The following is a 25,786-nucleotide window of genomic DNA, read 5'->3' as shown; positions in this document are numbered from 1 at the left end:
GTTGCAATTCCTCCGCTCTGCGGTATGTTCCCTCTATGTTCCGGAGGGGTGATGGCACAAGTTCCATTCGCGCACAAACATACTGAAGTTAAGCTAAAGTCTGTCTTTGACTATGCAAATTTCTACACGAGAGCTTTGCGGGAGAAGCCGAATCCAACCGATCCTTATCGGCTACACTATCTTGATGCATTTGCGGGAACTGGCGAAATCCCAGTAGCAGCCACTGACATGCCGCTACTCTCTGAAATGATTGATGCCTCAGAGATTATGGTGGGGTCTGCTCGTCGTGCCTTATCAGTGCAGATACCTTTTTCAAGATATGTTTTCGCCGACGCGAAGAAGAAGAATACCCGGGAATTGTCGAAACTGCTGAATGAGTTTCCGCATCTGCGGGAGCGAATTGAGATAACTCACTCCGACGCTAACGCCGTTGTGCAGGATTTTTGTGCGAACCTTACAAGCAAAGATAGAGCGCTTGTCTTCTTGGACCCCTTTGGCAATCAAGTTAAGTGGCAGACGCTGGAAGTGATTGCCAGGACGGGAAAAATAGATCTCTGGTATTTGTTTCCGGCTTGGCTCGGAGTTGCAAGGCAGGTCAAAAGCAATGGGCTGGTGCTTAGCGATGCAGAGGCCTCGATTGACCAAATGTTCGGACCCTTCAACTGGAGAAGTGAAGTGGTAGCGGCGGTGCCGCCAGCGCAATCCGATATGTTTGGCCCGGATTCCCCTGACCTCCAGAAGATTGCTACAGCCGATGGCATCACGCGATATATGATCAAATGTATGGGGACGATTTTCGATAAGGGCGTGTCACAGCGCTGGATTCCACTGGGACGGAACGGCAGGCACTATTATTCGCTGCTGTTTGCGTGCGCGAATCGCCGGGAAAGTGCCCGAACGCTGGCGCTAAAGGTGGTGGACCATATAATGACGAGGAAGTGATGGCTGGGCTCTCAGATATTGAATGGACCGATGCGACGTGGAATCCGGTCTCCGGTTGCACCATCATCTCTCCCGGTTGCACCAATTGCTATGCGATGCGGATGGCTGCGAGACTGGAAGCGATGGGACATCCAAGCTACCGCGGCACTACCCGAAAGAGCGGGCGCCGCCAAGTGTGGACGGGCAAGGTGATCCTCAACGACGGCGTCATTGAAGCCCCTGTGTCCTGGCGAAAACCTCGCATGATTTTCGTCAATTCGATGTCAGACCTTTTTCAGGATGCGGTGCCGGAGGATTTTATTGAGCAAGTCTGGGAAACAATGAGCGAAGCTCATTGGCACATATTCCAAATTTTGACGAAGCGACCAGATAACATGGCGCGCGTACTGTCTAGCCGTGGTCTACCGGTGCTTGAGAATGTCTGGCTTGGTACGTCGGTTGAAGGCCGCGACTACATTGACAGGATTGATCACCTAAAGAATACCCCGGCAGCTGTCAGGTTCATTTCATTCGAGCCGCTCATTCGTGCGGTAGGTTCTGTCGATCTTGCGGGAATCGACTGGGCGATTGTTGGCGGGGAATCCGGGCCTGGCGCCCGCCCCATGGATGTGGCTTGGGTGGATGAGATCAAAGCCGCGTGCGACAGTGCCGAGACGGCATTCTTCTTCAAGCAATGGGGCGGGGTCAACAAGAAGAAGACCGGCAGAGAATACCAAGGCCAGACGTGGGACCAGTTGCCTAGGCTGCGGGTGGTAGGATAACCCTCACACCCGCTCCACAAACCCCTCAAGCACCCGCTTCTGCCCGGCCCGGTCGAAATCGATCGTCAGCTTGTTGCCTTCGATGGCCGAGATATTCCCATTCCCGAACTTGATGTGGAAGACGCGGTCGCCGACCGAGAACTGGGACGGCGTGTCGGCCACGGATTTCGCCACCAGTTCGCCTTCGATCGTGCGGCCGCGCGGGCCGCTTTCGCCGTAGCCGATGCGTTCGACCGCATGGCCGGAGCGGGTGCCCCAGTTGTCGCGGGTGGCGTCGGTCTTGTTCGCCTGAGCGCGTTTCCAGCCCGGCGTCGAATAGGAATTGGCGAAGGGATCGGCCTTATCGAAGCGCGACTGGCCGTAGCCGCCGCGCCCGCCGTAGCCGCCGTAATTGCTCTCGGCGACCGCGACGTCAACATGCGCCTGCGGCAGTTCGTCGAGGAAGCGCGACGGCATGGTGGATTGCCAGAGGCCATGGATGCGGCGGTTCGAGACGAACCAGATGTGGCAGCGATGCTTGGCGCGGGTGATGCCCACATAGGCGAGGCGGCGTTCCTCCTCGAGCCCCGAGCGGCCGCCTTCGTCGAGCGCCCGCTGGTGCGGGAAAAGCCCTTCCTCCCAGCCGGGCAGGAAAACCGTGTCGAATTCGAGCCCCTTGGCCGAATGCAGCGTCATGATCGAGACGGCATCCATGTCCTCGTTCTGCTCGGCATCCATGACCAACGAGACGTGTTCGAGGAAACCGCGCATCGACTCGAAGGCTTCCATCGAGCGGACCAGTTCCTTGAGGTTTTCGAGCCGGCCCGGCGCTTCCGCCGACTTGTCGTTCTTCCACATGTCCGTATAGCCGGACTCTTCGAGGATCTGTTCGGCAAGCTCGGTATGCGGCGTGGTTTCGAGGCGCGTCTGCCAGTTCCTGAAACTCTGAACCACGTCGAACAGCGCCTTGCGCGCCTTCGGCTTCAGTTCGTCCGTCTCGATGATCTCGGTGGAGGCGGCAAGCATCGGCACGTCGCGGGCGCGGGCATAGTCGTGCAGGTAGCGCACGGTCGTGTCGCCGAGGCCGCGTTTCGGCGTGTTGACGATCCGCTCGAAGGCCAGATCGTCGGCCGGCTGGCAGACGAGCCGGAAATAGGCCATGGCATCGCGGATTTCGAGCCGTTCGTAGAAGCGCGGGCCGCCGATGACCCGGTAGTTGAGGCCGAGCGTCACGAACCGATCTTCGAACTCGCGCATCTGGAAGGAGGCGCGCACCAGGATCGCCATGTCGTTCAGCGCATGTTTCCTGCCGTCGGAATCGCCGCGCTGAAGCTGTTCGATCTCCTCGCCGACGGCGCGCGCCTCCTCCTCTGAATCCCAGGCCGCATGCACCATCACCTTCTCGTCGTCCGGGTTGACGCGGTCGGTGAAAAGCGTCTTGCCGAGCCGGCCTTCGTTATGGGCGATCAGATGCCCGGCGGCGCCGAGGATATGTTCGGTGGAGCGGTAGTTACGCTCCAGCTTGATCACCCTGGCGCCCGGAAAATCCTTTTCGAAGCGCAGGATGTTGTCCACTTCCGCGCCGCGCCAGCCATAGATCGACTGGTCGTCGTCGCCGACGCAGCAGACGTTCTGCGCCACACCCTTCGGTCGCTGCGCGAGCAGCCTCAGCCACATATATTGCGCCGTATTGGTATCCTGGTATTCGTCCACGAGGATATAACGGAACCGGTTGTGGTAGTCCTTCAGGATATCAGGGTTCTGCCGGAAGAGCGCGATCGGATGCAGCAGGAGATCGCCGAAATCGCAGGCGTTCAGCGTCTTCAGCCGCGCCTGGTAGGCGGCGTAAAGCTCGCGGCCCTTGCCGTTGGCAAAGGCGCGTGCGTCGCCTTCGGGAATGTCGGCGGGCAGCAGGCCCTTGTTCTTCCAGGTGTCGATCATGCCCGCGAACTGGCGGGCCGGCCAGCGCTTGTCGTCCAGCCCCTCGGCCTGGATCAGCTGCTTGATCAGCCGGATCACGTCGTCGGTGTCGAGAATGGTGAAGTCGGAGCGGAGGCCGGCAAGTTCCGCGTGGCGGCGGAGCAGCTTGACGCCGATCGAGTGGAAGGTGCCGAGCCAGGGCATGCCCTCGACCGCGCCGCCGACCAAAACGCCGATCCGCTCCTTCATCTCGCGCGCCGCCTTGTTGGTGAAGGTGACGGCAAGGATCTGGCTGGGGAAGGCACGGCCGGTCGCAAGGATATGGGCGATGCGGGTGGTCAGCACCCGGGTCTTGCCGGTGCCGGCGCCGGCGAGTACCAGAACCGGGCCGTCGATGGTCTCCACCGCCTCGCGCTGTTCGGGATTGAGGCCGGAGAGATAGTCGGGTGCCGCGCGGGACTGGTCGCGGGCTGCCATGGCGCGGGCGGCGATGCCAAGCCCGCCGTTCCCCTGAGGAGCGGGCGCTTTGCGCGGCGCCGGTTCCTCATCGAAGAACGGAATATCGTCGAAACTGTTACTCATGCGGCCAATGTAATGATTCGGACCCGAAAGACCAGAAAATGTTCCTCTTTTATTCCCAGTCTCTGCGAGGGAGAGGGCCAAATTGTGGAGAAGCGGCGGCGGAGGTTTCGATCGGCACCGGATACTGGCAGTCCATGTATGCATCCGATCTAACAAAAGCGTGAAATCCCGTGAGGTTACATTTCCGTAAGGTCGGCATTCTTCCATTGCTTGTGCACACGCAAAAAAGGATACTTGGCGCACGACTTGCATCCCGCCTGCCTTGCCGGAGTATTGAATGCGGATTTGGAAACAACTCCTTCTGTGTCTTTGTGTCATCGTCCTTGCCCTCGGCCTGTGGGTCTTCATGGTTCCGAGCGCGGGAGAGACGCTGACAAGATACGGAGTGCCGGGGCAGGTCGTCGCCGCCATTCGTCCGCAGCCGGCAGGCGGGGCTGCGGCACCGGCGGCCGGCGGTCAACGCACGCAAGCAGCCCAGGGCGGTCAGGGCGGACAAGGTGGCCAGGGCGGCAATCGGGCGACGCTCGTCGCCGTGCAGCCCGTCACCATCGGCACGGTCAACGACCGGCTTTCGGCGATCGGCAGCGGCGAGGCGATCCAGTCGGTCGTCGTGATGCCGCAGGCGACCGGCACGGTCGGTGAGATCAGGGTGACGTCGGGTCAGAAGGTCGTGAAGGGCCAGGTTCTCGCCCGGCTCGATGACGACGAGCAGGTGATCGAGCGCGACAAGGCCCAGGTTGCCTTGCGAAGCGCGCAGGAAAAATCCGCCTCCTACCGCAACCTGCAATCGGTTTCCCGCCTCGATGTGCTGGATGCGCAGATCGCGGAGGAAGCGGCCAAGCTCGCGCTCTCCACGGCCGAGCTCAATCTCAGGCGTCGCGATATCGTCGCACCCATCGACGGCATAACCGGCATTGTGGCGGTGAATATCGGCGACAACGTCACCACCCAGACCAGCGTCGTGACGATCGACGACCGGTCGGCGATCCTCGTCGATTTCTGGGCGCCCGAACGTTTCGCCGTCGCGATAGAGCCCGGCCAGCCGGTCGAGACGACATCGATCGCCCGCCCGGGCCAGGTCTTCACCGGCAAGGTCGAGGCGATCGACAACCGTGTCGATCCGGCAAGCCGCACCATGCGCATTCGCGCCCGGGTCGAAAATCCGGGCGATGTGCTGCGCGCAGGCATGGCCTTCAGCGTCGGCATGCGCTTTCCGGGTGAAACCTACCCCGCCGTCGATCCGCTCGCCGTCCAGTGGGATGGCGAAGGTTCCTATGTCTGGCAGGTCAAGGACAACAAGTCGGTCAAGACCCGCGTGCGTGTCGTTCAGCGCAATCCCGATACGGTGCTTGTCGAATCAGACCTGAAGGAAGGCGACCGGGTGGTGACGGAAGGACTGCAGCGCGTGAGGGAAGGGGCGCCGGTCCGCGTCCCCGGAGCTCCGGAAACGGCAGAGGTGGCGCGCCAATGAGGATCGAACTTCCAGGCGCTGGCGACGAGAGCGCAGAACACAAAAGCGCGGAAAAGGCCGGCGATTCCTTCACCGCGCTTTTCATCCGCAGGCCGATCCTCGCCGCGGTTCTGAACACGCTCCTGGTAGTTGCGGGCCTTGCCGCGCTCGCAGGCGTCGAAGTGCGCGAACTGCCGGATGTCGATCAGCCGGTTATCACGGTCCGCACCGATTATGACGGCGCCTCGCCGCAGACCATGGACCAGGAGGTCACCCAGGTCATCGAGGGCGCGGTCGCTCGCGTCAGCGGCTTGAAGGCGCTCTCCTCGCAGTCGCAGTTCGGCTCCAGCCGCGTCACCATGGAATTTTCCGATTCTGTCGATCTCTCCGACGCCGCAAACGATGTCCGGGATGCCGTCGGCCGCGTCGTCAACCAGTTGCCCGACGACGCCGACGAGCCGCGCATCGTCAAGGCGGATGCCGATTCCGAGGCGATCATGCGGCTTGCGGTCACCTCGTCGAAGCTGTCGATGGACGACCTCACCCAGCTCGTCAACAACGAAATCGTCGATCGGCTCGCCGCCGTCGAAGGCGTCGCCGACGTGGAACTCTACGGCGACCAGGACAAGGTGTTCCGCGTCGACGTCGATCAGGCGGCGCTGGCCGGCAGGGGCCTGACGGTGGCCGACGTTTCCAAGGCGCTGGACAGCGCCGCACTCGACGTGCCGGCGGGATCGATCGAAAGCACCACTCAGGACATCGTCGTGCGCGCCACCGCAAACCTTACGACGCCGCGGGATTTCGAGAATGTCCTGATCGCGCCGAACGTGCGGATCCGCGACGTGGCGACCGTCTCGCTCGGCCCCGATGACGGCACCACCGTGCTGCGCTCGAACGGGGTGCAGGGCGTCGGCCTCGGCATCATCCGCCAGGCGCAGTCGAACACCCTCAACATTTCCGAAGGCGTCAGGAATGCCGTTGCGGAAATGCAGAAGACGCTGCCGGAAGGCACGCGTATCGCCGTCAGCAGCGACGACGCGACCTTCATCAAGGGCGCTTTGCACGAGGTGGAAATTGCACTGATCCTTTCGGCGGTCGTCGTCGTCGTGGTTATCTTCCTGTTCCTGCAGGATTGGCGGGCGACGCTCATCCCGGCGCTGACCATGCCGGTGGCGCTGATCGGCACGCTTGTCGCGATCTACCTGGTCGGCTTCTCGATCAATATCCTTACGCTGCTCGCCGTGGTGCTGGCGACTGGCCTTGTTGTCGACGATGCCATCGTGGTTCTGGAAAACATCGTCCGGCGACGGGCCGAGGGCATGGGTCCGCGTGCGGCGGCGGTGCTCGGCACCCAGGAGGTTTTCTTCGCGGTCATCGCGACGACTGCAACGCTTGCCGCCGTCTTCATTCCGCTCTCCTTCCTGCCGGGCCAGATCGGCGGCCTGTTCAAGGAATTCGGCTTCGTGCTCGCCTTTTCGGTGGCGCTCTCGTCCGTCACCGCTTTGACGCTCTGCCCGATGCTGGCCTCGCGCATGCTGACGAAGCCGATCAAGGAGCATCACGGACTTCTCGGCTCGTTCGGCAATGCGTTTGCCGGTCTCTATGCCCGGGCGCTAAGGGCCTGCCTCAATGCGCCGCTTGTCGTCATCGTCTTTTCGGTCATCTTCGCGGTTGCGGCCTACAATGTCTTCGGTCTCGTCAAGAGCGAGCTGACGCCGCGCGAGGATCGCGCCTCCGTCATGCTGCGGGTGACGGCGCCGCAAGGCGTCAGCCTGGACTTCACCCGCGACCAGATGCAGCGGATCGAGGAAAATCTGCAGCCGCTCCGCCAATCCGGCGAAATCACCAATATCTTCTCGATTTCCGGCTTCGGCAGCAGCACCAACAGCGGCTTCATGGTGCTGACGCTGGCGCCTTGGGATGAGCGGACGCGGAGCCAGGACGAGATTGCCTCCGACATCAACGCAGCGGCGCAACGCGTTCCGGCGCTGCGTGGTTTCGCCATGCAATCGAACAGCCTGAAGATCCGCGGCGCCGGCAACGGATTGCAGATGGCGCTTGTCGGCAATGACTACAATGTCCTGACCTCCACCGCCCAGAAGCTCGTGTCGCAGATGGAGCAGAGCCGGCTGTTCGATACGCCGCGTCTCACCAATGAGCCGACCCAGGCACAGCTGTCGGTCTCGATCGACCGCGAGCGGGCTTCCGATCTCGGCATCGATATCACCGGCCTGTCGACTGCCATGCAGGCGCTGCTCGAGGGACGCTCGGTGGTGGATGTCTTCGTCGGAGGCGACGCTCTTCCGGTCAAGCTGACCTCGACCACCCGGCCTGTCGACGATCCGACGGATCTCGAGAACATCTTCCTGAAGGCTGGCGACGGAAAGATCGTCCCGATGTCGACCATTGCGACGTTGAAGGAAGGGGCGGTCGCACCGCAGCTCAACCGCGAGCAGCAGCTCGCCTCCGTCTCCATCTCCTCCAACCTCGCCAATGGGGTGGCGCTTGGGGATGCCGTGAAGGAGGTGACGGCGCTTGCCCAGCCGCTGCTGCCGGCCGGCGTGCGGCTTATGCCGATGGCCGAGGCCAAGACGCTCGGCGAAAACTCCAACGCGATGCTGCTGACCTTCGGCTTTGCGATTGCGATTATCTTCCTGGTATTGGCCGCCCAGTTCGAAAGCGTACTGTCGTCGATCATCATCATGTCGACGGTGCCGCTTGGCTTGGCTTGCGCGGCGATCGCGCTCGTGCTCACCGGATCGAGCCTTAACGTCTACAGCCAGATCGGCCTTGTCCTGCTGGTAGGCGTCATGGCGAAGAACGGTATCCTGATCGTGGAATTCGCCAACCAGCTTCGCGATCGCGGGGCCGGCGTCCGCGAGGCGATCGAAGAGGCCTGCGCCACACGACTGCGTCCGGTGATGATGACGATGATCGCAACGATTATCGGCGGCGTTCCGCTGGTGCTGGCTCAGGGTGCCGGCGCCGAAGCACGAATTGCGCTCGGCTGGGTCATCGTTGGCGGCCTCGGTCTCGCCACCGCCGTCACGCTGTTCATCACCCCTGTCGCCTATCTCCTGATCGCCCGCTTTGCCAAACCTCATATCCAGGAGGAACAGCGGTTCCACCAGGAACTGGCGCATGCTGTCCGGCACAAGGAAGAAATGGCCAACGAGGACCAGAAGGACAAGGAACGCCCGCTGCTCGCCGCCGAGTAGAGAGGGCACGGGGCCGCGACATCTGCCCACCTGGGTCTCCGGCTGGTGACAGGCTGGGGAAGTTGCGCCCCTCCGCCTCGCCAAAAATCAATCGGTTAGGAGAAATTCCGGAGGCGTTTATCCCCGCCTTCTCACCTCATGCCTACAATTTCCCCGTCCCGCATCGGATACACCGGAAGGCGTTCCGGCGAGGCGGGGCCGGTGCGGATGGTGGGGGTAAGACGCAAAGCCTCATCATCCGGGTCCGCGGAAAATGGTCTCCCTCCGGCGACACGGGGAGAGGTGAAGGCACACGGACCGAGCCTTCGTCTCTTGATGCCCGAAAGAGCGCGCCGGGCGTGCCTGTGCGGCACACATGGTGGCCCGAAGGATGGTTTCGCCGGACTGTTTGAAGTCCGTCCGCCCTCGTCCTCGGACTTGATCCGAGGATCACCGAGGATCCGGAAAGTCCGGCGGCGGCCCACAGCAACCCTTGCCGGTGGTCCTCGGGTTAAACCCGAGGATCCGGACGGGTGCTGCGGGTCAAACGAACACCATCCGGAAAGGCCGTTGCAGAGGGACCGGAGTCGCGGATAAAAACCGCCGAACGGGGCGCTGAGAGGTGCCGCCTAAACTAAAACTTACGAGGCAGCTCCCAGCGCCCCGTCCGAACGAAAAATCCGAGCATCACCAAGGGAGGAGTCTGTCTCCGCAGACCATCTCCCGATGCTATTCTTCTGGACAAAGCAGGACCCGTCGCCTAACCAATCTCTGAAATCGGTGGGAGTTGAGCATGGCGGTCAAGGACGTGAAGGCGGGCCTTCGCAACGAGGAAGGTATCAAGACTGTCCTCGGCATCCTGAAACAGTCCCTCGGCGAGCGTTTCCAGACCGGGCAGTCCTTTCGGGAGCAGCACGCGCACACGACCACCTATCTTCCGGCGCAGTTGCCGGACGGCGTCGTCTTTGCGGAAACCGCAGAGGATGTGAGGGCGGTCGTAAAAGCCTGCGCGGCGCATCGGGTACCGATCATCCCGTTCGGCATCGGCTCTTCCCTGGAAGGCCAGGTCAATGCGCCGTCCGGCGGAATTTCAATTGATTTCAGTCGCATGAACAAGGTTCTTCGGGTTAGCTCGGCCGACCTTGACGTTACGGTAGAGCCGGGCATCACGCGCGAAGAACTGAACCGGGAGCTCCGCGACACGGGCCTGTTCTTTCCGATCGATCCCGGCGCCAATGCCACGATCGGCGGTATGACGGCGACACGGGCTTCCGGCACGAATGCGGTCCGCTACGGCACCATGAAGGACAATGTCCTTTCGCTCACGGTCGTCACCGCCGATGGCGAAGAGATCCGCACGGCACAGCGCGCCAGGAAATCCTCCGCAGGCTACGATCTGACGCGGCTTTTCGTCGGCTCGGAAGGAACGCTCGGCGTCATCACCTCCGTCACCTTGCGCCTGCAGGGCATCCCGGAAAAGGTGGGCGGCGGGGTCTGCGCCTTTCCAAGCGTAAAAGCCGCCTGCGACGCGGTCATCATGACCATCCAGATGGGCATTCCCGTTGCCCGCATCGAGCTGCTCGACGACGTGCAGATGCGCGCCTGCAATGCCTATTCCAAACTCTCCTATCCGGAAAAGCCGACGCTCTTCCTCGAATTCCACGGCACGGAAGAAACCGTCGCCCTGCAATCGGAACAGTTCTCGGAGATTGCGGCCGAGTGCGGCGGCGACGAGTTCCGCTGGACCGCCAATGCCGAGGAGCGCGCAAAACTCTGGAACGCCCGGCACAATGCCTATTGGGCGAGCCGGGCTCTGGCGCCGGAACTCGATGGTCTGTCGACCGATGTCTGCGTGCCGATCTCGAGGCTTGCCGAATGTGTTGCCGAAACCCAGGCGGACATTGCCGAACAGGGCTTGCTCGCGCCGATCGTCGGCCATGCCGGGGATGGCAATTTCCATGTGCTGGTGCTCTTCGACGGCAAGCAACAGGCTTCCGTCGAAAAGGTGGAGGCCTTCATCGAGCGTCTCAACCGGAGGGCGCTCGCCATGGATGGAACCTGCACCGGCGAACACGGCATCGGCCAGGGCAAGATGGCTTTCCTGGAGGAGGAATTGGGAAGTGCCGTGGGCCTGATGCGCTCCATCAAGAAGAGCCTCGACCCCGACAATATCTTCAATCCCGGCAAGATCTTCCGGAATGGCGAATGAGACGCTCCCTGAAGCTTGACTTGCTTAAGCACCCGATGGAACTACACTTCTAGTCGAGATCACGGAGATACCTGTTGCTCGGTCGCATCCTTTTGGCATTCGGCGGATTGGTGGTGGTGGCGCTGTTCACGGCACTGCTGGCGCCGTTCTTTGTCGACTGGTCCAGCTTCCGCGTCGGTTTCGAGGAGCAGGCGAGCCGCATCCTCGGGAAGAAGGTTTCCGTCCACGGCGCAGTCGATGCGCGGATATTGCCGTTTCCCTCCGTCACCCTTCACGACGTGCGGGTGGGTGCGGATACGGACGGCCAGCCGCTGGTGCAGGTGGCGCGGTTTTCCATGGACATGGAGTTGGCGCCGTTTCTCTCCGGCGAGGCCAGGATCTTCGACATGCGCATCGAAGAACCCAAGGCCCGCATCCGCCTTCTGCAGGACGGTACGCTCGACTGGATGCGCGGCAGCCGCGCCGCTATTCCCGCACGAACCGTCGTGATCGAAGACATCCACGTGACGGGCGGCGAGATCGATCTGATCGATGAACAGTCCGGCCGCTCGCGGCAGATAACCGATCTCTCAGCCGATCTTTCCGCAGCCTCGCTGAATGGCCCCTGGCGGGGCGAGGGCAATGCAGCGCTGGATGGTTACGAGGCGCGGTTCAACCTCTCCAGCGGCACCGCGGATGCCGCGGCCAAGCGGATGCCGCTGCGCCTGCGTTTGTGGCCGGACGCACAGCCGGTCGAGATCAATCTCGACGGCGAACTGACGCTCGCGGACAATAGACCGGCCTATAACGGCAATTTCACCCTCGATGTCCTGCAGGAGGAAGACGAGACCGAACCTGTGACCGCACCGCCGCCTGGGCCTCGGGTGAAGGGCGGCTTCGAGCTTACCAATGATCGCATCCGTATCCCGCAATACCGGCTGGAGGTCGGCGTCCTCGACAATCCTTACGTCGTCACCGGCGAGGCGACGCTCGACACCGGCCAGAAGCCGGAATTCCTGCTGACGGCCGATGGCCAGCAGATCGATGTCAACCGGCTCGGTGAGGGCGTCCGGGCAAAGACCGGCCGCGACCCGGCGGCCTCGGCGCAACGCCGCATCAACAATTTCATCCGCATGGCCGCATCGATCCCGATCCCGCAGGTGCCGGGGCGGGCCAGTCTCAGGCTGCCGGCGATCGTGGCAAACGACACCACCATCCGCGATATCAAGCTCGATATCCGCCCGGCGGGACGGGGCTGGACGGTCGACAATGTCGTGGCGACCTTGCCGGGCCGCACGCATCTCGAAGCGAAGGGCAATCTTCTTCTGCGCGACCGGATTTCCTTTGTCGGGAACATGCTCGTCGCCTCCAACCAGCCGTCCGGGCTTGCGGACTGGCTGTCGGGCAATGTCGCACCGGAGATCCGCCAGCTCCGTTCGACGGGTTTTTCAGCGGCGGTCAATCTGACGCCGGAGCTGCAGCGCTTCGATAATCTCGAACTGGCGATCGGTCCGGCAACGCTCAAGGGTCGGCTGGAGCGTCAGTCGCCCAATGACCAGACGCCGAACCTTTCCGTCAGCCTTGCCGGCAACGAGATCGATATCGATGCCATGCGTGCGCTTGCCTCGCTGGTGACCGGTGAGGATGCGGGACGGGACGTCCTGGATCACAAGGTTGCCGCGACACTCAAGGCGGACCGATTCACCGCCTTCGGCGTCGCCGCAAACAATGTCGACACCGCCTTTACGGTGGCGGGCGGAGCGCTGTCGCTGGAGCGGCTGACGGTCGGCAATCTCGAAGGTGCGACGATCTCGGCCAAGGGCCGGGTGGAAGGCTCCCTGCTCTCCTATTCCGGCAACGGCACCTTGAATTTCCATTCCGCCGATCCCGCGGCATTCCTTGCCATGCTGCGCGACCGGCTGCCGCCGCATCCGGTTTTGCAACGGCTTTCCCGGAACTCCACGTGGTTCGCCAATACGAGTTTGGTTGCTAATCTGAGCGTGGGCGGCGAGACGGGCGGCGTGGGCGTGAGCGTCAGCGGGACATCGAACGGCAGCGCGCTTGTGGGAGCCCTGACGCTTTCGGGTCTCTTCGACCTTACCGGCGATACGGCGCTGACGCTCAATGCATCTCTCGAGAATGCTGAACCGATGGTGCTTTTCGGGCAGGCGGGGCTGGAACCTCTGCCTTTCGATGGTGATGGTCCGGGGCGGCTTTCACTCGACCTCAGGCAAGGTCCCGAGGGACTTGCGAAAGCGGATCTCGCCTTCGAGACCGGCAAGACCTCTTTGTACCTGAACGGTGACGTGGACATCCGCGATCAGAGTTTCGGCGAAGGCCGCGGCCATGTGACGTTGAAGAGCGTCGATCTGGAACCCTATCTGCTGATGAACGGCATCGGCCTGCCGCAGTTCGGGACCGGTTTGCCGCTCACCCTGGATACGGATATCAGCATGACGCCCGGCGCCGTCGAAGTCGCGGCTATCAGAGGCGATGTGGACGGCAATTCGGTGAGCGGCGGCATCACGATGGACCGCAAGGCGCCGGGAATGCCCGCAACCGGTACGCTCCAGGTCGATACCCTCGATCTTGCGTGGTTGGGAGAGGCAATCTTCGGCCCGCTCGGCAATCCGCAGACCGGGGGACTTTCGTCAAAACCTTTTGCGCAGCCTATCTTCGGCAACCTGGATATCGCTCTCGATGTGAAGGCTGGCGCATTCCGCACCGATGCCTTGGGTGACGTTGCGGATTTTTCCGGCCGGATCACCCATCGCAGCGGCGGCATCGTCGTCGAGAACGCGGCAGGCGCCTGGCAGGGGGGCAGGCTTGCGGGTCGCCTGATGATGTCCACCGGAGACGGCATGGGACTTTTGCAGGCCCGGGCGTCGGCGGAGAATGCCGATCTTGGGCCGCTCGTCTGGGCAGTCGAGGAAAAGCCGGTCGCAACAGGAAAGTTGGACTTCGATCTTTCTGCGGAATCGACCGGCAGAAGCTTCGCCGAATTGCTCGGTGGCGTGAGCGGTTCGGCCGAATTGAGGCTCCGCGATCTGACCGTTGCCGGTCTCAATCCCGACGCGATGAAGCCCTTGATGGCGCAGGTGGACAAGCTCGGCGGCGAGGTGACGGAGGAGAAGGTTCGGCCCATCGTCACTGGTCTTGTGCATCAGGGAAATGCCAGGATCGGCAGTCTCACCATTCCGATGACGATTACGGCGGGAGAGGCGAGAGCGCAGAACGTTGTTGCGGCCGTAGGCACAACGAAGCTCGCCGGCGAGGGCCGCTTCGATCTTCTGGAGGACGCCCTGTCGGCGGACCTCGCCATCACCTACGATGCCGGCGAGGAGGCGCTCGCCGGCGGCGATCCGACCGTTCGGCTCGACTATTCCGGCCGGCTGACGCGGCCGACCAAACGGATCGACATCACCGCGATCGGCAACTTCCTGTCCCAGCGTGCGTTTGAGCAGGAGCGGCGGCGCGTCGAGACGCTGCAGGCGAGCGTTCTCGAAAAGCAGCGGCTTCGCCGGGAAGTAGCCCTCTATAATTTCCAGGCGGCAGAACGGCAGGTGGCACGCGAAAAGGCGGCGGCCGAGGAGCGGGCGCGCCAGCAGGCCGCCGAAGAGGAGCGTCAGCGACAGGCGACCGAAGCCGCGGCCCGCGCCGCCGAGGAAGAGCGGCAGCGGCAGATCGACCGGACGCCGTTCATCGTCTCGCCCACCGAAGACATGCTTCGGGAGAGCCTCCCCGCAATACCGCCGTCCGATTTGCCGGGCCTGCCCGGCGTTCAACAATAGCCGGTGGGAGCGCTGCTAACGTCGCGGCGCCTTCAGCCACTTCAAAACGTGCAGCCGCAAGGCCGAGGAGAGGTTGCTTTCGGGTGAGCGCTGGTCGTCGATCTCGGCGATGAGGCCGGCGAGGCTGATGCCCCGCTGCGCAGCGATCGCCTTCAATTCCAGCCAGAATTCGTCTTCAAGAGAAAAGCTGGTGCGATGACCGTGAAGCGTCGCGGAATGTTTTCGGATCACGAAGCTCTCCGGGATGGACGGTACGAGGTTCGCCTATACAGACTGCGACGTTTATAAGGTCAAGCGCATGGGGCGGGTGTTGGTTAGCGGGAGGTTAACGGTCCGGAGGACTTTCGTCGCCGTGTGACGGCTTGTCCAGCCGGCCCTGATCAAGGGTCTTCTCGGCCTTCTCATTCCGCGCATTGGTGAGTGATTTTTCCGCCTTGGTGCGGCCGAATGTGAGGCGGTTCTGCTCCGCTTCCTTCTCTTTTTCGAGCCTCGCCTTGTCCTTGCGGAACTGGCGCAGGTTGACGATGTCGGCGCTCATGGGCAGCGCCTCCCCGCTATTGCTTCTTGCGGAATGAATCGAGCGAAACGACGGAACCGGGCTTCTTTTCCTCGTCCGTCTTCGGCTTGGCCGAGGCTTCCCCGTCGGCTGGTTTCGAAACGGCCTCGACCGGGATCGCGGTGATCTCTGCGGAGGTCTCGTCGTCTTCGTCGGCGAGCGGCACCTCGAATTCCAGTTCGAAATTCACCGAGGGGTCGTAAAAGCCGCGGATGGCATTGAAAGGCACGACGAGACGTTCTGGCGTATCGGAAAAGGAAAGGCCGACTTCGAACTGCGTATCCGAGACCTTGAGATCCCAGAACTGGTGCTGGATCACAATGGTCATCTGTTCGGGATATTTCGACTTCAGATGCTGCGAAATCCGCACCCCCGGCGCACCGGTCAGGAAGGTGATGAAGAAGTGATGATCACCCGGCAGCCGGCTGGTTGCCGCAACCTCTGACAAAACCTTGCGGATGACGCCGCGCAAGGCGTCCTGCGCCAGAATGTCGTAACGGATGTGATCCTGCCCCATACGGTCCTGTCTTTCCATTTATCTCGTCTGTTAGTCAGACGTGTTATGCCATGTCGGCTCGGCACGGGGAAGTCCCGTCCAAGTTTTCCGAGTCAGAGTTCATAATATTCGACTGAGGCGTGAAGGTGAAGGCTTCTGTTGCCAGGTGCCTTCGGACCCCGCCTTAAAGTGCTACCTCCAAGGACTTAGTTCGGATTTCCCGCACCGCCATTAGGCAGCGAGAGCATAACCCTTAGCGTTGTTGTCGTTTGCAACTACACTTTTTGACCCGATAACGGTGGTATCATGCCGAGCAAAAGTTCGATCTTTACACCCTTGTCGATCCTATTTCGCCCCCATCAAAAGCCGGTCCGCAGCGATTTCCCATGCGACCGACCGGTTTTTGGTGGAGGCGCCGGGTACCGCCCCCGGGTCCAATAGGTTTATTACACCGACCGTTTATTGCCATAGCCGGACCGAAGTCCGGCAACCGTGATATAGGCGTTTCCACCCCCGGTGAAAAGGGGTGACAAGCGTGAAGGCTCCTATAAATCGTCCATCGGTCACTTTTGCCGCTGGTCAACAGGGATATGGGCAGGCGGGCAGGATCGGCGCAATCCGCCGGTTTCTTCGTGCAAATAACAACCCGCCGTCGCAGTATCTGACAATCGCTGTCCCGCCAGTCCAATCGATGCTAAACTACTGAAGTATCGTGCCTTGGGAGGGGCCGATGGGCCGTCTCTGCTTATCTGTGGCAGCATTCGTCATCGTGGCCTCGGGTCTGGAAGCCCAGGAACGTCAGCCGTTTCACATTGCGCAGTTCTCCGACAGCCGGACCGTGAGCCTCACGATCACGTCGGCGGCGATATCGGAAGATATCGAATATGATTACGACGTCGCAATCGGGTTGACCGAGCACAAGACCGGCGGCGAACCCATCTTTGTCGACAACGGCACCCACCTCATGCGCATCCGGTGTCAGGCGCCACGAACGGTATTGATCGGCGCTACGGTTTACAGGCTGCATGACCCACCTGTGATGGGCGACTGGAAAGAGGACCTGTGGAAGGCCTTGTGCCTTCAACCCGTCTCTTGAGGGGAGGCCCCGCTTCCGGGGAAGCGGGGCGTCGTTGTCACTTCACCTGGGTGACGGTCAGCTTGCCGTTGACGCGTTCCGCCACGAACTGGATGTTCGCGCCTTGCTTAAGCTTTGCCAGCAATGCGTCGTCGGAGACGTTGAAGACCATGGTCATGGCGGGCATTTCGAGGCTCTTCAACTCCTCGTGGATGAGCGTGACCTTCTTGGCCTTGGCATCGACCTTCTTGACCGTCCCCTTGGTGAATTCCTGGGCGAACGCGGCAGACACCGAGGTCAGGGCGAGCGCTGTAACGAGAGCAAGTTTGAAAACGGTTTTCATGGATTAATCCTTCCTTCTTACTTCTTGGCGACGGTGACGTCGCCGTGCATTCCGGCGTCGTAGTGGCCGGGAACGAGGCAGGCGATCTTGAAGACGCCGTCGTTCGTGAATTTCCAGACGATCTCGCCGGACTTGCCGGGAGCAAGCCGCACCGCATTCGGGTCGTCATGTTCCATGTCCGGGAATTTCTCCATGACTGCCTTGTGCTCCATCACCTTGTCTTCCTGGTCGAGGACGAATTCATGATCGAGTTCGCCTTCGTTCTTGATGGTGAAGCGGATGGTCTGGCCCTTGCGGACTTTGAAGTCGTTCGGGGTGAAGATCATCTTGCCGTCCGGCGTCTCCTTCATGCTGACGCGGATGGTCTGGCTGACCTTCGATTTGTCGCCCGGTTCGCCAACGGCCATTTCGCCATGACCGCCAGCATGACTGCCGGATGCCAGAACGGGCGTCGCAAGGGTGGCCAGCAACAGGCCGAGAATTGCAGTTTTCATGATCAGGTCCTTTATTTGTTTCGAAAGTTGGCAATCAGCCGTGATCGGGGTGTCCCGGCATGATCGAAGTCTTTGCGTCTTTTGCCTTTGGCGCGTCGGGAAGACTTCCCGTCCACTCCCAGGCCTGTGTGCCGGGCGGGTTCTCGTACCAGCCCGGATCGGTGTAATCGCCCGCCGAGATACCCTCGCGAACCTTCACCACGGAAAACATGCCGCCCATCTCGATGGGGCCGTGCGGACCCCATCCGGTCATCATCGGAACGGTGTTTTCCGGTATTTCCATCGACATTTCGCCCATATCCGCCATGCCGGCGGTGCCCATCGGCATATATTCGGGACGGAACTGCCTGATCTTCTTGGCGACCTCCTTCTTGTCGACGCCGATAAAGGTGGGAATGTCGTGACCCATCGCGTTCATCGTATGGTGCGACTTGTGGCAATGGATCGCCCAGTCGCCGACATGTTTTGCGTCGAACTCGTAAGCCCGCATCGCCCCGACGGGAATATCGATGCTGACCTCCGGCCAGCGCGCCTCGGGCCGGACCCAGCCGCCGTCAGTGCAGGTCACTTCGAAGTCGTAGCCATGCATGTGGATCGGGTGGTTGGTCATGGTCAGATTTCCGACGCGGACGCGGACCTTGTCGTTCCTGGAAACGACCAGCGGATCGATGCCTGGAAAGACGCGGCTGTTCCAGGTCCAGAGGTTGAAGTCGGTCATCTCCATGACGCGTGGCACATAGGTGCCGGGATCGATGTCATAGGCGCTCAGCAGGAAGACGAAGTCGCGGTCGACAGGCATGAACTTCGGGTCCTTCGGATGAACGACGAAGAAACCCATCATGCCCATTGCCATCTGGACCATCTCGTCCGAGTGGGGGTGGTACATGAAGGTGCCGGACTTCACGAGGTCGAACTCGTAGACGAAGGTCTTGCCGACGGGAATGTGAGGCTGCGACAGGCCGCCGACGCCATCCATGCCCGACGGCAGGATCATCCCGTGCCAATGAACGGTCGTGTGCTCCGGCAGCTTGTTGGTAACGAAGATGCGGACCCGGTCGCCTTCGACCGCCTCGATGGTCGGCCCCGGCGACTGGCCGTTATAGCCCCAGAGGTAGGCGGTCATACCTTCCGCCATCTCGCGTTCGACCGGTTCGGCGACCAGATGGAATTCCTTGACGCCGTTGTTCATGCGGAAGGGCAGGGTCCACCCGTTCAGGGTGACGACCGGATTATAGTCCGGTCCGACGGACGGACGCACCGGCGTCTGGGTTGCGGCGGTGTCCATGACGGCCGCTTCCGGCAGGCCCATGTTGGAGGTCTGGCCCCAGGCCTGGGAGGAGACGAGCGCGGCACCGGCGGCACCTGCTCCAAGCAGTTGTCTTCTACTGAACATTCTCGTTTCCTTTCTCAGTGACCGCCACGTGTCGCTTCTTCAGCGGACGCAACCTCGGTTTGCGCCGAGGCCGAACCTGTGCTGCCGCCGTAGATGACGGGGGCGAGGTTCGCTTCGGCGAGCCAGAAGTCACGCTTGGCGTTGACGGCGAGGATGGTGGAGTCGATCTTCTCGCGCGTGTCGGCGATCAGTTCGAATGTGCTGGTGATCATGCCGTTGTAGGTGAGGAGCGATTGTTCCTCGATGGCATTGCGCAACGGCAGCACGTTGTTCCGGTAGTGGCGCGCGATATCGTAGTTCGACTTGTATGCAAGGTAGGCCGAGCGGGCTTCCGAGCGGACGTTGACCGCGAGCTCGGCCAGCCGGTTGGCGGCCCGCATATAGGCGAGTTCGCCCTTTCGCAGCCGCGCCTGGCCGGAGTCGAAGATCGGGATCGTGAACTCCAGCGAAGCGGTCTTCGAGACGTCCGACAGGATCCTGCCGTCTTCGCGCTCGCGTTCCTTTTCGTAAGTGCCCGCAAGCTCGATGTCGGTGACGATACGGGTTACGTCCTCCAGCTTGTAGGACTGCGCGGTTGCCTGAAGCTCCAGGCGCGCCACCTGCAAGTCCATCCGCTTGTGGATGGCTTCCGCTTCAATATCGTCACGCTTGATCAACGCCTTCGGCAGGGAGGGCAGGCGATTCGGGATCTGAAAATCGATGGCGGTCCCCGACAGGCCCATCAGCCGGATCAGTTCCTCCTTGGCAAGCTTTGCTTCCAGCCGCGCCTTGGCCGTCTCGCCGGTCAGCTCGGCATAAAAGACGTGCTCCCGGGCTTGATCGGCCTTCGTCAGCGATCCGGCTTCGCCGATTTTCTTGGCGAGTTCGGATGAGGCGTCGGCCGCAGCTTTCGCCTGGTTGAGATAGGCGACATTCTCCCAGGCGGCGACGGCGTTGACCCAGGCGCGGCGGGTTTCTGCAGCAAGCGAGATCGTCGCGAGCGCGGCATTGAGTTGGGCCTGCCGGAAGCGGGTGTCGGCAAGCCTGATGTTTTTGTCGTAGGTGGCAAGCGCCAGTATGTTGGCGGCGATCGCCCCTTCCAGCACGCGATAGGCTTCGAGGCCGGGCGTGCCGATGCCCGAAAGGCCGACGGAGAAGGTCGGAAAGACCGACAGTTGCGTCTGCCATGCGTCGGCTGCGCTGTCGCCGAGATCGGCATAAGCCGCCTGCAGGCCCTTGTTGTTGAGGAGCGCCACCTGGACGGCGGTCTCCACGTCGATGGTCTTCTTCGCCATCAGCGTTTTCACGCGCTCCCGAACCGCTTGCGCCTGCTGCTGGTTTTGCACCCAGACAGTCTGTTTGCCGGTCGCTTCGCTGCTCTTCAGAGAAGCGTTGGTGAACCCGGCATCGCTGGCCGCGTAGTCGGTCGTCACACAGCCCGCCGTAACCAGCGGAAACACGATGGAGGAGATCAGCCTGATCGTCCGAGGCATCATTATGCGCCTCCCTTCGGAGCTTGCGCATCATTGAGACCACGCCAGGGTTTAGGGTCGACAGGCAGGCGATGGATGTAGGCGCCAACCGGATTTTGATAACGTACAGGCCTGATATCCGTTGCGGAATCAGGATGATCCGTGGAGGCGACGACCTCTGGAAGGGTGGCTGCGCATCCGCTGACGAACAGCGGCATTGCGACCACCAGAAACAGGTGCTTCATAATGAAATTCCGAGAATGAATGCATGATCGCGCTGTCGACCGATAAGGCTCGCAGCACGGCTATACCCGCCCGTGCGGGTGCGCGTTCTCAGATGTTGGGCGGACGATGCAGGCTCGGCGGCTGGCCCCGGGGGTCCGTGTCGTTGATGAACTCGCGAATGGAAACCACGCGCGGATGGCTCAACGAAGAGCCGGAGCATGTGATGGCCGCAATGCCGCAATAATCCTTGCAGCAGGAGTTCTTGGACTTCTCCGGGCTGCTGTGGTCGTGCTGGTTGCCGTGGTGATCGGTATCGGCCATCGCGACGTGGTCGTCGCCATGGTGAGAGGAATAGACCTCTTCGATCTGCGCGATCTGGGCGGAGCTTTCCGGATGCATCGCGGCGCTGACGGCAGAAAAGCTGTAGCCAGCCAGTGACAAGATCATCACCAGTCGGAACATCAGTGCCATCGCTTTAGATGTGATTCGATACATCCCGCTCATATCTGTGAGGATCGCCAGAGCCTTGATGCTTGTCAACCGCCGCCTTCTCCAACCACCATTTCACGTCGTTTGTGTGGCACGGCAACACAGTCAAAGGCGGGATAGGAGGGTCGGGCAAAGCATCGGCGGGCAATGCTTCGCATTGGTTGCGCACTGCTGAGACTTTTCGCGTCTCGCGCCGCAATCCTCCCCACGGCCCATCGTGGTGATGAAGACCGGCCCTCGAAACAGACGACGGCGTGGGAAAGCGGCCGGGTTTTCAGCAGCGGTTCAGAAACCCGATATAGTTTTTCCCGTTCTTCTCGAAATACTTGACCGTATAGCCGATCTGGTTCTTGCCCCAGCGGACTTCGCAACGGGGCCCCCACCGGGTATCGCGGCAGCCGTAGACGGTGAAACATTCGCCCGCCTCGGTGTGGGTCACGACCGGGCTGCTCATATCTTCCTGCCTGCGGACATTGAGCGGACCGATCGAGCGGACGAGACGGCGTTCCCGCGGCGGCGGAATGTCGGCGGGATCGGCGCAACGGCCGGTATCTTCGCGCAGATAGCAGTCCGCGCGATCGTTTCCGTCCCGGCCGGGCCGCCAGCGATCATCGTCGCGCCTGCCGCCGAAACGCTGGCCGCTCGTCGGTCTCATGGTGACAATGCTGCCGTCGCTCAGACGTCCGACGAGGTTGCCGCGGGACGGTCCGAAGCTGCCGATCTCCCTGCCGCCGGCGTCGAGCAGCGTGACGCCTTCTCGGCTCGGCGTCCATCCGTTCAGGAAGCCCAAAGGGCCCAGGCACATGATGCTGCGGGCGGAGAGCTTGCCTGCGAAACTCGTGCTTTTGAGTTCGACGTTGCATTTGCCGGCCGCGCTGCCTGTTTCCACCTCCCACGAACCGACGAAGGCCGAAGGATGGTCCTGCGGAAAAGCTGGCCCCGCGATCACGAAAGAGGCGATGACGGCAAGGGCGTGGCGGAAACGCATGTCGAGGCTCCGGGCTGAGGAATGGTCTTTTTCTGCCCGATTCGCGATTGGCTGAACAGGACTCAACAGGCCGATAACCTACAGGGAGGCAAGCGATGGAGCGCGCTCCTCCTCGTCGATTTGTGAAGTTCGTGAGGCACGTTTTCGTTCGGGCAACGCCCAAGGGAAGCGCTTGACCGCACTTCCTTGCGAAGCGGAGCGGCAATCGGCTGCCGCGATCGACATTGACGGGCAGGCGGTGCCATGCTTCATCATCGGACTGGTTACGTCGTTTCGACTATGCCTCGTCGCAGCAGGCAGGCGATGTCGACAGACGCGGCGGGCCGGACGGGATTTGAGGAGGCGGCATCATGGGCAAGCGGATCGTATTCACCGGGGGCAGCGGCAAGGCCGGGCGGCATGCGGTGCCTTATCTGGTCGGCGAAGGACACGAGGTCTTCAACCTGGATCTCGTGCCGCTGGATTGCCCGGGCGTCAATACCCTTATCACCGACCTGACGGACAGCGGTGAGACCTTCAACGCGCTTTCCATGCATTTCGGGTTCGAAGGGCTTCAGACCGGGAAGGGGCCGGCGCCGGTCGATGCGGTGGTGCACTTCGCGGCGGTTCCCAGAATCTTGATGCGGCCGGACAATACGACATTCGCGGCCAACACGATATCGACCTACAATGTCATCGAAGCGGCGATGAAACTCGGCATCCGCAAAGTGATCATCGCCTCCAGTGAAACGACCTACGGCGTCTGCTTTGCCGAGGGAGACAAGGATTATCGCTCCTTTCCGCTGACGGAAGATTATGACGTCGACCCGATGGACAGCTATGGTCTTTCCAAGGTCGTCAACGAGAAGACGGCACGCGCCTTTTCCATGCGCTACGGCGCGGATATCTATGCGCTGAGGATCGGCAACGTGATCTCGCCGGAAGACTATGCCCGCTTTCCCGCCTTCCTTGCGGATCCGCCGTCCCGCAAACGCAATGCGTGGAGCTATATCGACGCCCGCGATCTCGGCCAGATCGTCCATCTCTGCGTCGAAAAGGACGGCCTCGGCTTCCAGGTCTTCAACACCGTCAACGACACGATCACCGCCTGGGAGCCGACGCGGCCATTCCTTGAGCGATGGGCCGCCAATACGCCGATCACGCGCGAGCTGGACGAATTCGAAGCTCCGATCAGCAACCGCAAGATCCGCGAGGTTCTGAACTTCTCCGAGAAGCACAACTGGCGCAATTACGTGCCCAGGTGAACCATATTAGGCCTCTGGTGAAATGCCGGGGAAAGCGGTGCAACGAGATTGGCCGCGGCTTGCCGTGCTAGTATGTAGATCTCTGGCTAAAGAATCGGCGGTTCTCACCGGCCCTCGCGCGAACGGACGCATGGCGGTGGATCATCGCGAAAGGACATCGCCTTGACGTTGAGACACCCGGAATACCAGTATCTCGATGTACTGACCCACCTACTCGAAAAGGGGGACAAGCGGATCGACCGCACGGGTGTCGGCACGCTCTCCATGTTCGGCGCGATGATGCGTTTCGACCTGTCGGACGGAACGTTTCCCGTCTATTCGACAAAAAAGGTGTTCTGGAAGACCGCGGTGAAGGAGATGTTGTGGTTCCTGACGGGACAGACCAACATCCAGTCGCTTCTGAAGGAAAACGTGCGCATCTGGACCGACTGGCCGCTCGCCGCATATCGCAAGGCAACGGGCTCCGAGATTTCGCAGAAGGATTTTGAGGACAAAATTCTGGCCGACGACGCTTTTGCTGAAGAATGGGGCGATCTCGGCCCTGTCTACGGCAAGCAGTGGCGTCGCTGGAAGGGCGCAGACGGCAAGGAATACGACCAGATCTCGGGAGTGATTGAAACGCTTCGAAAGAATCCGTCAAGCCGCCGGATGCTGTTCCATGCCTGGAATGTCCCAGAGCTGGACCAGATGGCATTGCCGCCTTGCCACATGACGTATCAGTTCTACGTTTCCGGCATGGGCGAGGGGCGCCCAAAGGTTTCGCTTCTCGTTCTTCAGAGATCGAGCGACATGGGACTTGGAAACCCGTTCAACGTCTGCCAGCAGGCGGCCCTGCTCGCCATGGTCGCGCAGCAGGTGGATATGGTGCCTGGCGAACTGGTCTGGGTCGGTGGCGACGTTCACCTCTATCTCGATCATATCGACATGGCGAACACCTTGCTTGAGAGAGAGCCGAGGCCGTTTCCGAAGCTTAGCCTGCTGCGGCGGCCGGATAGCATCGATGGATACCGCATCGAGGACTTTGAGGTGACGGGATACGATCCGCACCCCGCCATCGAGGCGCCGGTCGCGGTCTGAGACCCCAGATGCGGACGCAGGCAGGTGTGGTTACTTCAGCGAACGGCGGAAGCCGCGCAGCGAAAACGTAAACAGGATCGTTGCAATCCCCGCAAGCCAGATGAGCTGCGGCCAAACGACGGATAGGCCGGCGCCGCGATAGAGTATTGCCTGCGCCATCAGGACGAAATGTGTGTTGGGGGCCGCGAGCATGATCGTCTGGATCATTGCCGGCATGCTTTCGCGTGGGGTCGTCGCTCCAGAAAGGATTTGCAGTGGCAGGAGGACGAGCATGATCAGAAGCCCGAACTGCGGCATCGATCCGGCGATCGTCGCAAGCGCGATCCCCATGGCGGTGGTTGCAAGAAGATGCAGCGCCGCTCCCGCCATGAAGAGCGCCAGCGACCCCTCGATCGGAACCTGCAACATGAGCTGTACGATGACGATCAGCGAAAACAACGTGGCGCAGAAGACGACGATGCCCATCGACCAAACCTTTGACAGCATGATCTCGATCGGCGTTACCGGCATGACCAGGAGATGCTCGATCGTGCCGTGTTCGCGCTCGCGGATAAGGGCGGTGCCGGTCAGGATGATCGACAGCATGGTCACGTTGTCGATGATGCTCATCACCGACGCAAACCACCTCTGGTTCAGCTCCGGATTGAAGCGGGACCGAAGCGTGAGCTCCACGTCGGGAGTTTGCTCGACAGTGCTCGCACGCGCAAAATCCGAGACCTCCGTAGTCACGATGCTCTGCACATAGCCGGAGCCGGAAAAGGCCTGGGTCATCCGCGTGGCGTCAACATTGAGCTGGATGACCGGTGCCTTGCCCGCGATGAGGTCGCTCTGGAAATTCGGCGGGATGTCGAGCGCGAAAGTATCGGTGCCGGCATCCATGCGCGCATCCATCTCGCCCGCCGTGATCATGACCGGTTGCTTGAAATAGGGGCTCAGGAAAGAATCCCCGATCCGTCGCGAGAGCGGCGAATTGTCTTCGTCGACGAGGGCGATTGGGGCATTGTTCAGGGTTTCGGGTACCGACTCTGCTTCGGTATAGACGGCGATGGTAAAGGCATAGATGATCAGTCCGATGAGGATCGGATCGCGCACCAGTCCCTGCAGTTCCTTCATCCCGAGATAAAAGATTGTTCCGGGCCGCATGC

21 protein-coding genes and 1 other RNA gene are annotated in these 25,786 nt (G+C 61.4%); 9 read left to right on the top strand and 13 right to left on the bottom strand.

Features of this window, described 5'->3' with window-relative positions; translation table 11 throughout:
- Positions 1-51: 51 nt before the first annotated feature.
- Positions 52-942 carry a three-Cys-motif partner protein TcmP gene (gene tcmP, locus EDE05_RS19715; protein ID WP_166675482.1) on the top strand — a complete coding sequence of 297 codons (891 nt, stop codon included), beginning with the start codon at positions 52-54 and terminating at the stop codon, positions 940-942.
- Positions 942-1,703, top strand: coding sequence for a phage Gp37/Gp68 family protein (locus tag EDE05_RS19710; RefSeq protein ID WP_112798143.1), 762 nt, complete (start codon positions 942-944; stop codon positions 1,701-1,703). The genes tcmP and EDE05_RS19710 overlap by 1 nt, the downstream gene beginning before the upstream one ends.
- 3 nt (positions 1,704-1,706) lie before the next feature.
- Here the strand turns inward: EDE05_RS19710 and EDE05_RS19705 are convergent, their stop codons facing one another.
- Positions 1,707-4,184 (bottom strand): UvrD-helicase domain-containing protein, encoded by a 2,478-nt coding sequence (locus EDE05_RS19705; protein WP_112798141.1) that lies wholly within the window; start codon positions 4,182-4,184, stop codon positions 1,707-1,709.
- 277 nt (positions 4,185-4,461) lie between these two features.
- On the opposite strand from EDE05_RS19705, the gene EDE05_RS19700 reads away from it, so the two are divergent.
- The 4 genes from EDE05_RS19700 to EDE05_RS19685 all read left to right on the top strand — a co-directional run bounded on the left by EDE05_RS19700 (position 4,462) and on the right by EDE05_RS19685 (position 14,810).
- Positions 4,462-5,655: an efflux RND transporter periplasmic adaptor subunit gene (locus tag EDE05_RS19700; RefSeq protein ID WP_132412801.1), complete on the top strand. Its 1,194-nt coding sequence runs from the start codon at positions 4,462-4,464 to the stop codon at positions 5,653-5,655.
- Entirely contained in the window at positions 5,652-8,852 is a 3,201-nt protein-coding gene (locus EDE05_RS19695; protein ID WP_245505216.1) for an efflux RND transporter permease subunit, read from the top strand. The genes EDE05_RS19700 and EDE05_RS19695 overlap by 4 nt, the downstream gene beginning before the upstream one ends.
- A gap of 772 nt (positions 8,853-9,624) precedes the next feature.
- Entirely contained in the window at positions 9,625-11,040 is a 1,416-nt protein-coding gene (locus EDE05_RS19690) for an FAD-linked oxidase C-terminal domain-containing protein (protein ID WP_112798137.1), read from the top strand.
- 74 nt (positions 11,041-11,114) lie between these two features.
- The gene (locus EDE05_RS19685) at positions 11,115-14,810 is read left to right on the top strand and encodes an AsmA family protein (RefSeq protein WP_134102440.1); all 3,696 of its coding nucleotides are present in this window, start codon (positions 11,115-11,117) and stop codon (positions 14,808-14,810) included.
- Positions 14,811-14,825: 15 nt separating this feature from the next.
- Here the strand turns inward: EDE05_RS19685 and EDE05_RS19680 are convergent, their stop codons facing one another.
- The 4 genes from EDE05_RS19680 to ssrA all read right to left on the bottom strand — a co-directional run bounded on the left by EDE05_RS19680 (position 14,826) and on the right by ssrA (position 16,389).
- Positions 14,826-15,041: a ribbon-helix-helix domain-containing protein gene (locus tag EDE05_RS19680; protein ID WP_132412805.1), complete on the bottom strand. Its 216-nt coding sequence runs from the start codon at positions 15,039-15,041 to the stop codon at positions 14,826-14,828.
- A 94-nt stretch (positions 15,042-15,135) separates the two neighbouring features.
- A complete protein-coding gene (locus EDE05_RS19675; RefSeq protein WP_112798133.1) occupies positions 15,136-15,348 on the bottom strand; it encodes a DUF4169 family protein in 213 nt (70 codons plus the stop codon).
- A gap of 16 nt (positions 15,349-15,364) precedes the next feature.
- A complete protein-coding gene (locus EDE05_RS19670) occupies positions 15,365-15,883 on the bottom strand; it encodes an SspB family protein (RefSeq protein WP_105373834.1) in 519 nt (172 codons plus the stop codon).
- Between the two features lie 124 nt (positions 15,884-16,007).
- Positions 16,008-16,389, bottom strand: a transfer-messenger RNA (tmRNA) gene (gene ssrA, locus EDE05_RS19665).
- A gap of 203 nt (positions 16,390-16,592) precedes the next feature.
- Between ssrA and EDE05_RS19660 the strand changes: the two genes are divergently transcribed.
- Positions 16,593-16,958, top strand: coding sequence for a hypothetical protein (locus EDE05_RS19660; RefSeq protein WP_132412807.1), 366 nt, complete (start codon positions 16,593-16,595; stop codon positions 16,956-16,958).
- 37 nt (positions 16,959-16,995) lie between these two features.
- On the opposite strand, the gene EDE05_RS19655 is transcribed toward EDE05_RS19660, so the two are convergent.
- From EDE05_RS19655 to EDE05_RS19625, 7 genes are all read right to left on the bottom strand, one after another.
- Positions 16,996-17,280: a copper-binding protein gene (locus tag EDE05_RS19655; protein ID WP_105373832.1), complete on the bottom strand. Its 285-nt coding sequence runs from the start codon at positions 17,278-17,280 to the stop codon at positions 16,996-16,998.
- Between the two features lie 17 nt (positions 17,281-17,297).
- A complete protein-coding gene (locus EDE05_RS19650; RefSeq protein WP_105373831.1) occupies positions 17,298-17,774 on the bottom strand; it encodes a plastocyanin/azurin family copper-binding protein in 477 nt (158 codons plus the stop codon).
- Positions 17,775-17,808: 34 nt separating this feature from the next.
- A complete protein-coding gene (locus tag EDE05_RS19645; RefSeq protein WP_132412809.1) occupies positions 17,809-19,167 on the bottom strand; it encodes a copper oxidase in 1,359 nt (452 codons plus the stop codon).
- A 14-nt stretch (positions 19,168-19,181) separates the two neighbouring features.
- Entirely contained in the window at positions 19,182-20,642 is a 1,461-nt protein-coding gene (locus EDE05_RS19640) for a TolC family protein (RefSeq protein ID WP_132412811.1), read from the bottom strand.
- Positions 20,642-20,863: a hypothetical protein gene (locus EDE05_RS19635; protein WP_132412813.1), complete on the bottom strand. Its 222-nt coding sequence runs from the start codon at positions 20,861-20,863 to the stop codon at positions 20,642-20,644. The genes EDE05_RS19640 and EDE05_RS19635 overlap by 1 nt, the downstream gene beginning before the upstream one ends.
- An 88-nt stretch (positions 20,864-20,951) precedes the next feature.
- Entirely contained in the window at positions 20,952-21,383 is a 432-nt protein-coding gene (locus tag EDE05_RS19630) for a hypothetical protein (RefSeq protein WP_105373827.1), read from the bottom strand.
- Between the two features lie 223 nt (positions 21,384-21,606).
- On the bottom strand, positions 21,607-22,320 hold the full coding sequence (locus tag EDE05_RS19625; RefSeq protein ID WP_105373826.1) for an AprI/Inh family metalloprotease inhibitor: 714 nt from the start codon (positions 22,318-22,320) through the stop codon (positions 21,607-21,609).
- A gap of 350 nt (positions 22,321-22,670) precedes the next feature.
- Here EDE05_RS19625 and EDE05_RS19620 point away from each other — a divergent pair, with 350 nt between their 5' ends.
- Complete coding sequence (locus EDE05_RS19620) at positions 22,671-23,564, top strand: NAD(P)-dependent oxidoreductase (RefSeq protein WP_132412815.1); 894 nt, start codon at positions 22,671-22,673, stop codon at positions 23,562-23,564.
- 162 nt (positions 23,565-23,726) lie between these two features.
- Positions 23,727-24,641, top strand: a complete 915-nt coding sequence (gene thyA, locus EDE05_RS19615) for a thymidylate synthase (protein ID WP_105373824.1) — start codon at positions 23,727-23,729, stop codon at positions 24,639-24,641.
- 30 nt (positions 24,642-24,671) lie between these two features.
- On the opposite strand, the gene EDE05_RS19610 is transcribed toward thyA, so the two are convergent.
- On the bottom strand, positions 24,672-25,784 hold the full coding sequence (locus EDE05_RS19610) for an ABC transporter permease (RefSeq protein ID WP_132412817.1): 1,113 nt from the start codon (positions 25,782-25,784) through the stop codon (positions 24,672-24,674).
- Between the last annotated feature and the right edge of the window lie 2 nt (positions 25,785-25,786).

The sequence above is a fragment of the Neorhizobium sp. R1-B genome (assembly GCF_004368875.1).
GTDB lineage: Bacteria > Pseudomonadota > Alphaproteobacteria > Rhizobiales > Rhizobiaceae > Neorhizobium > Neorhizobium huautlense.
This window is presented reverse-complemented; position numbering and strand designations above follow the sequence as displayed.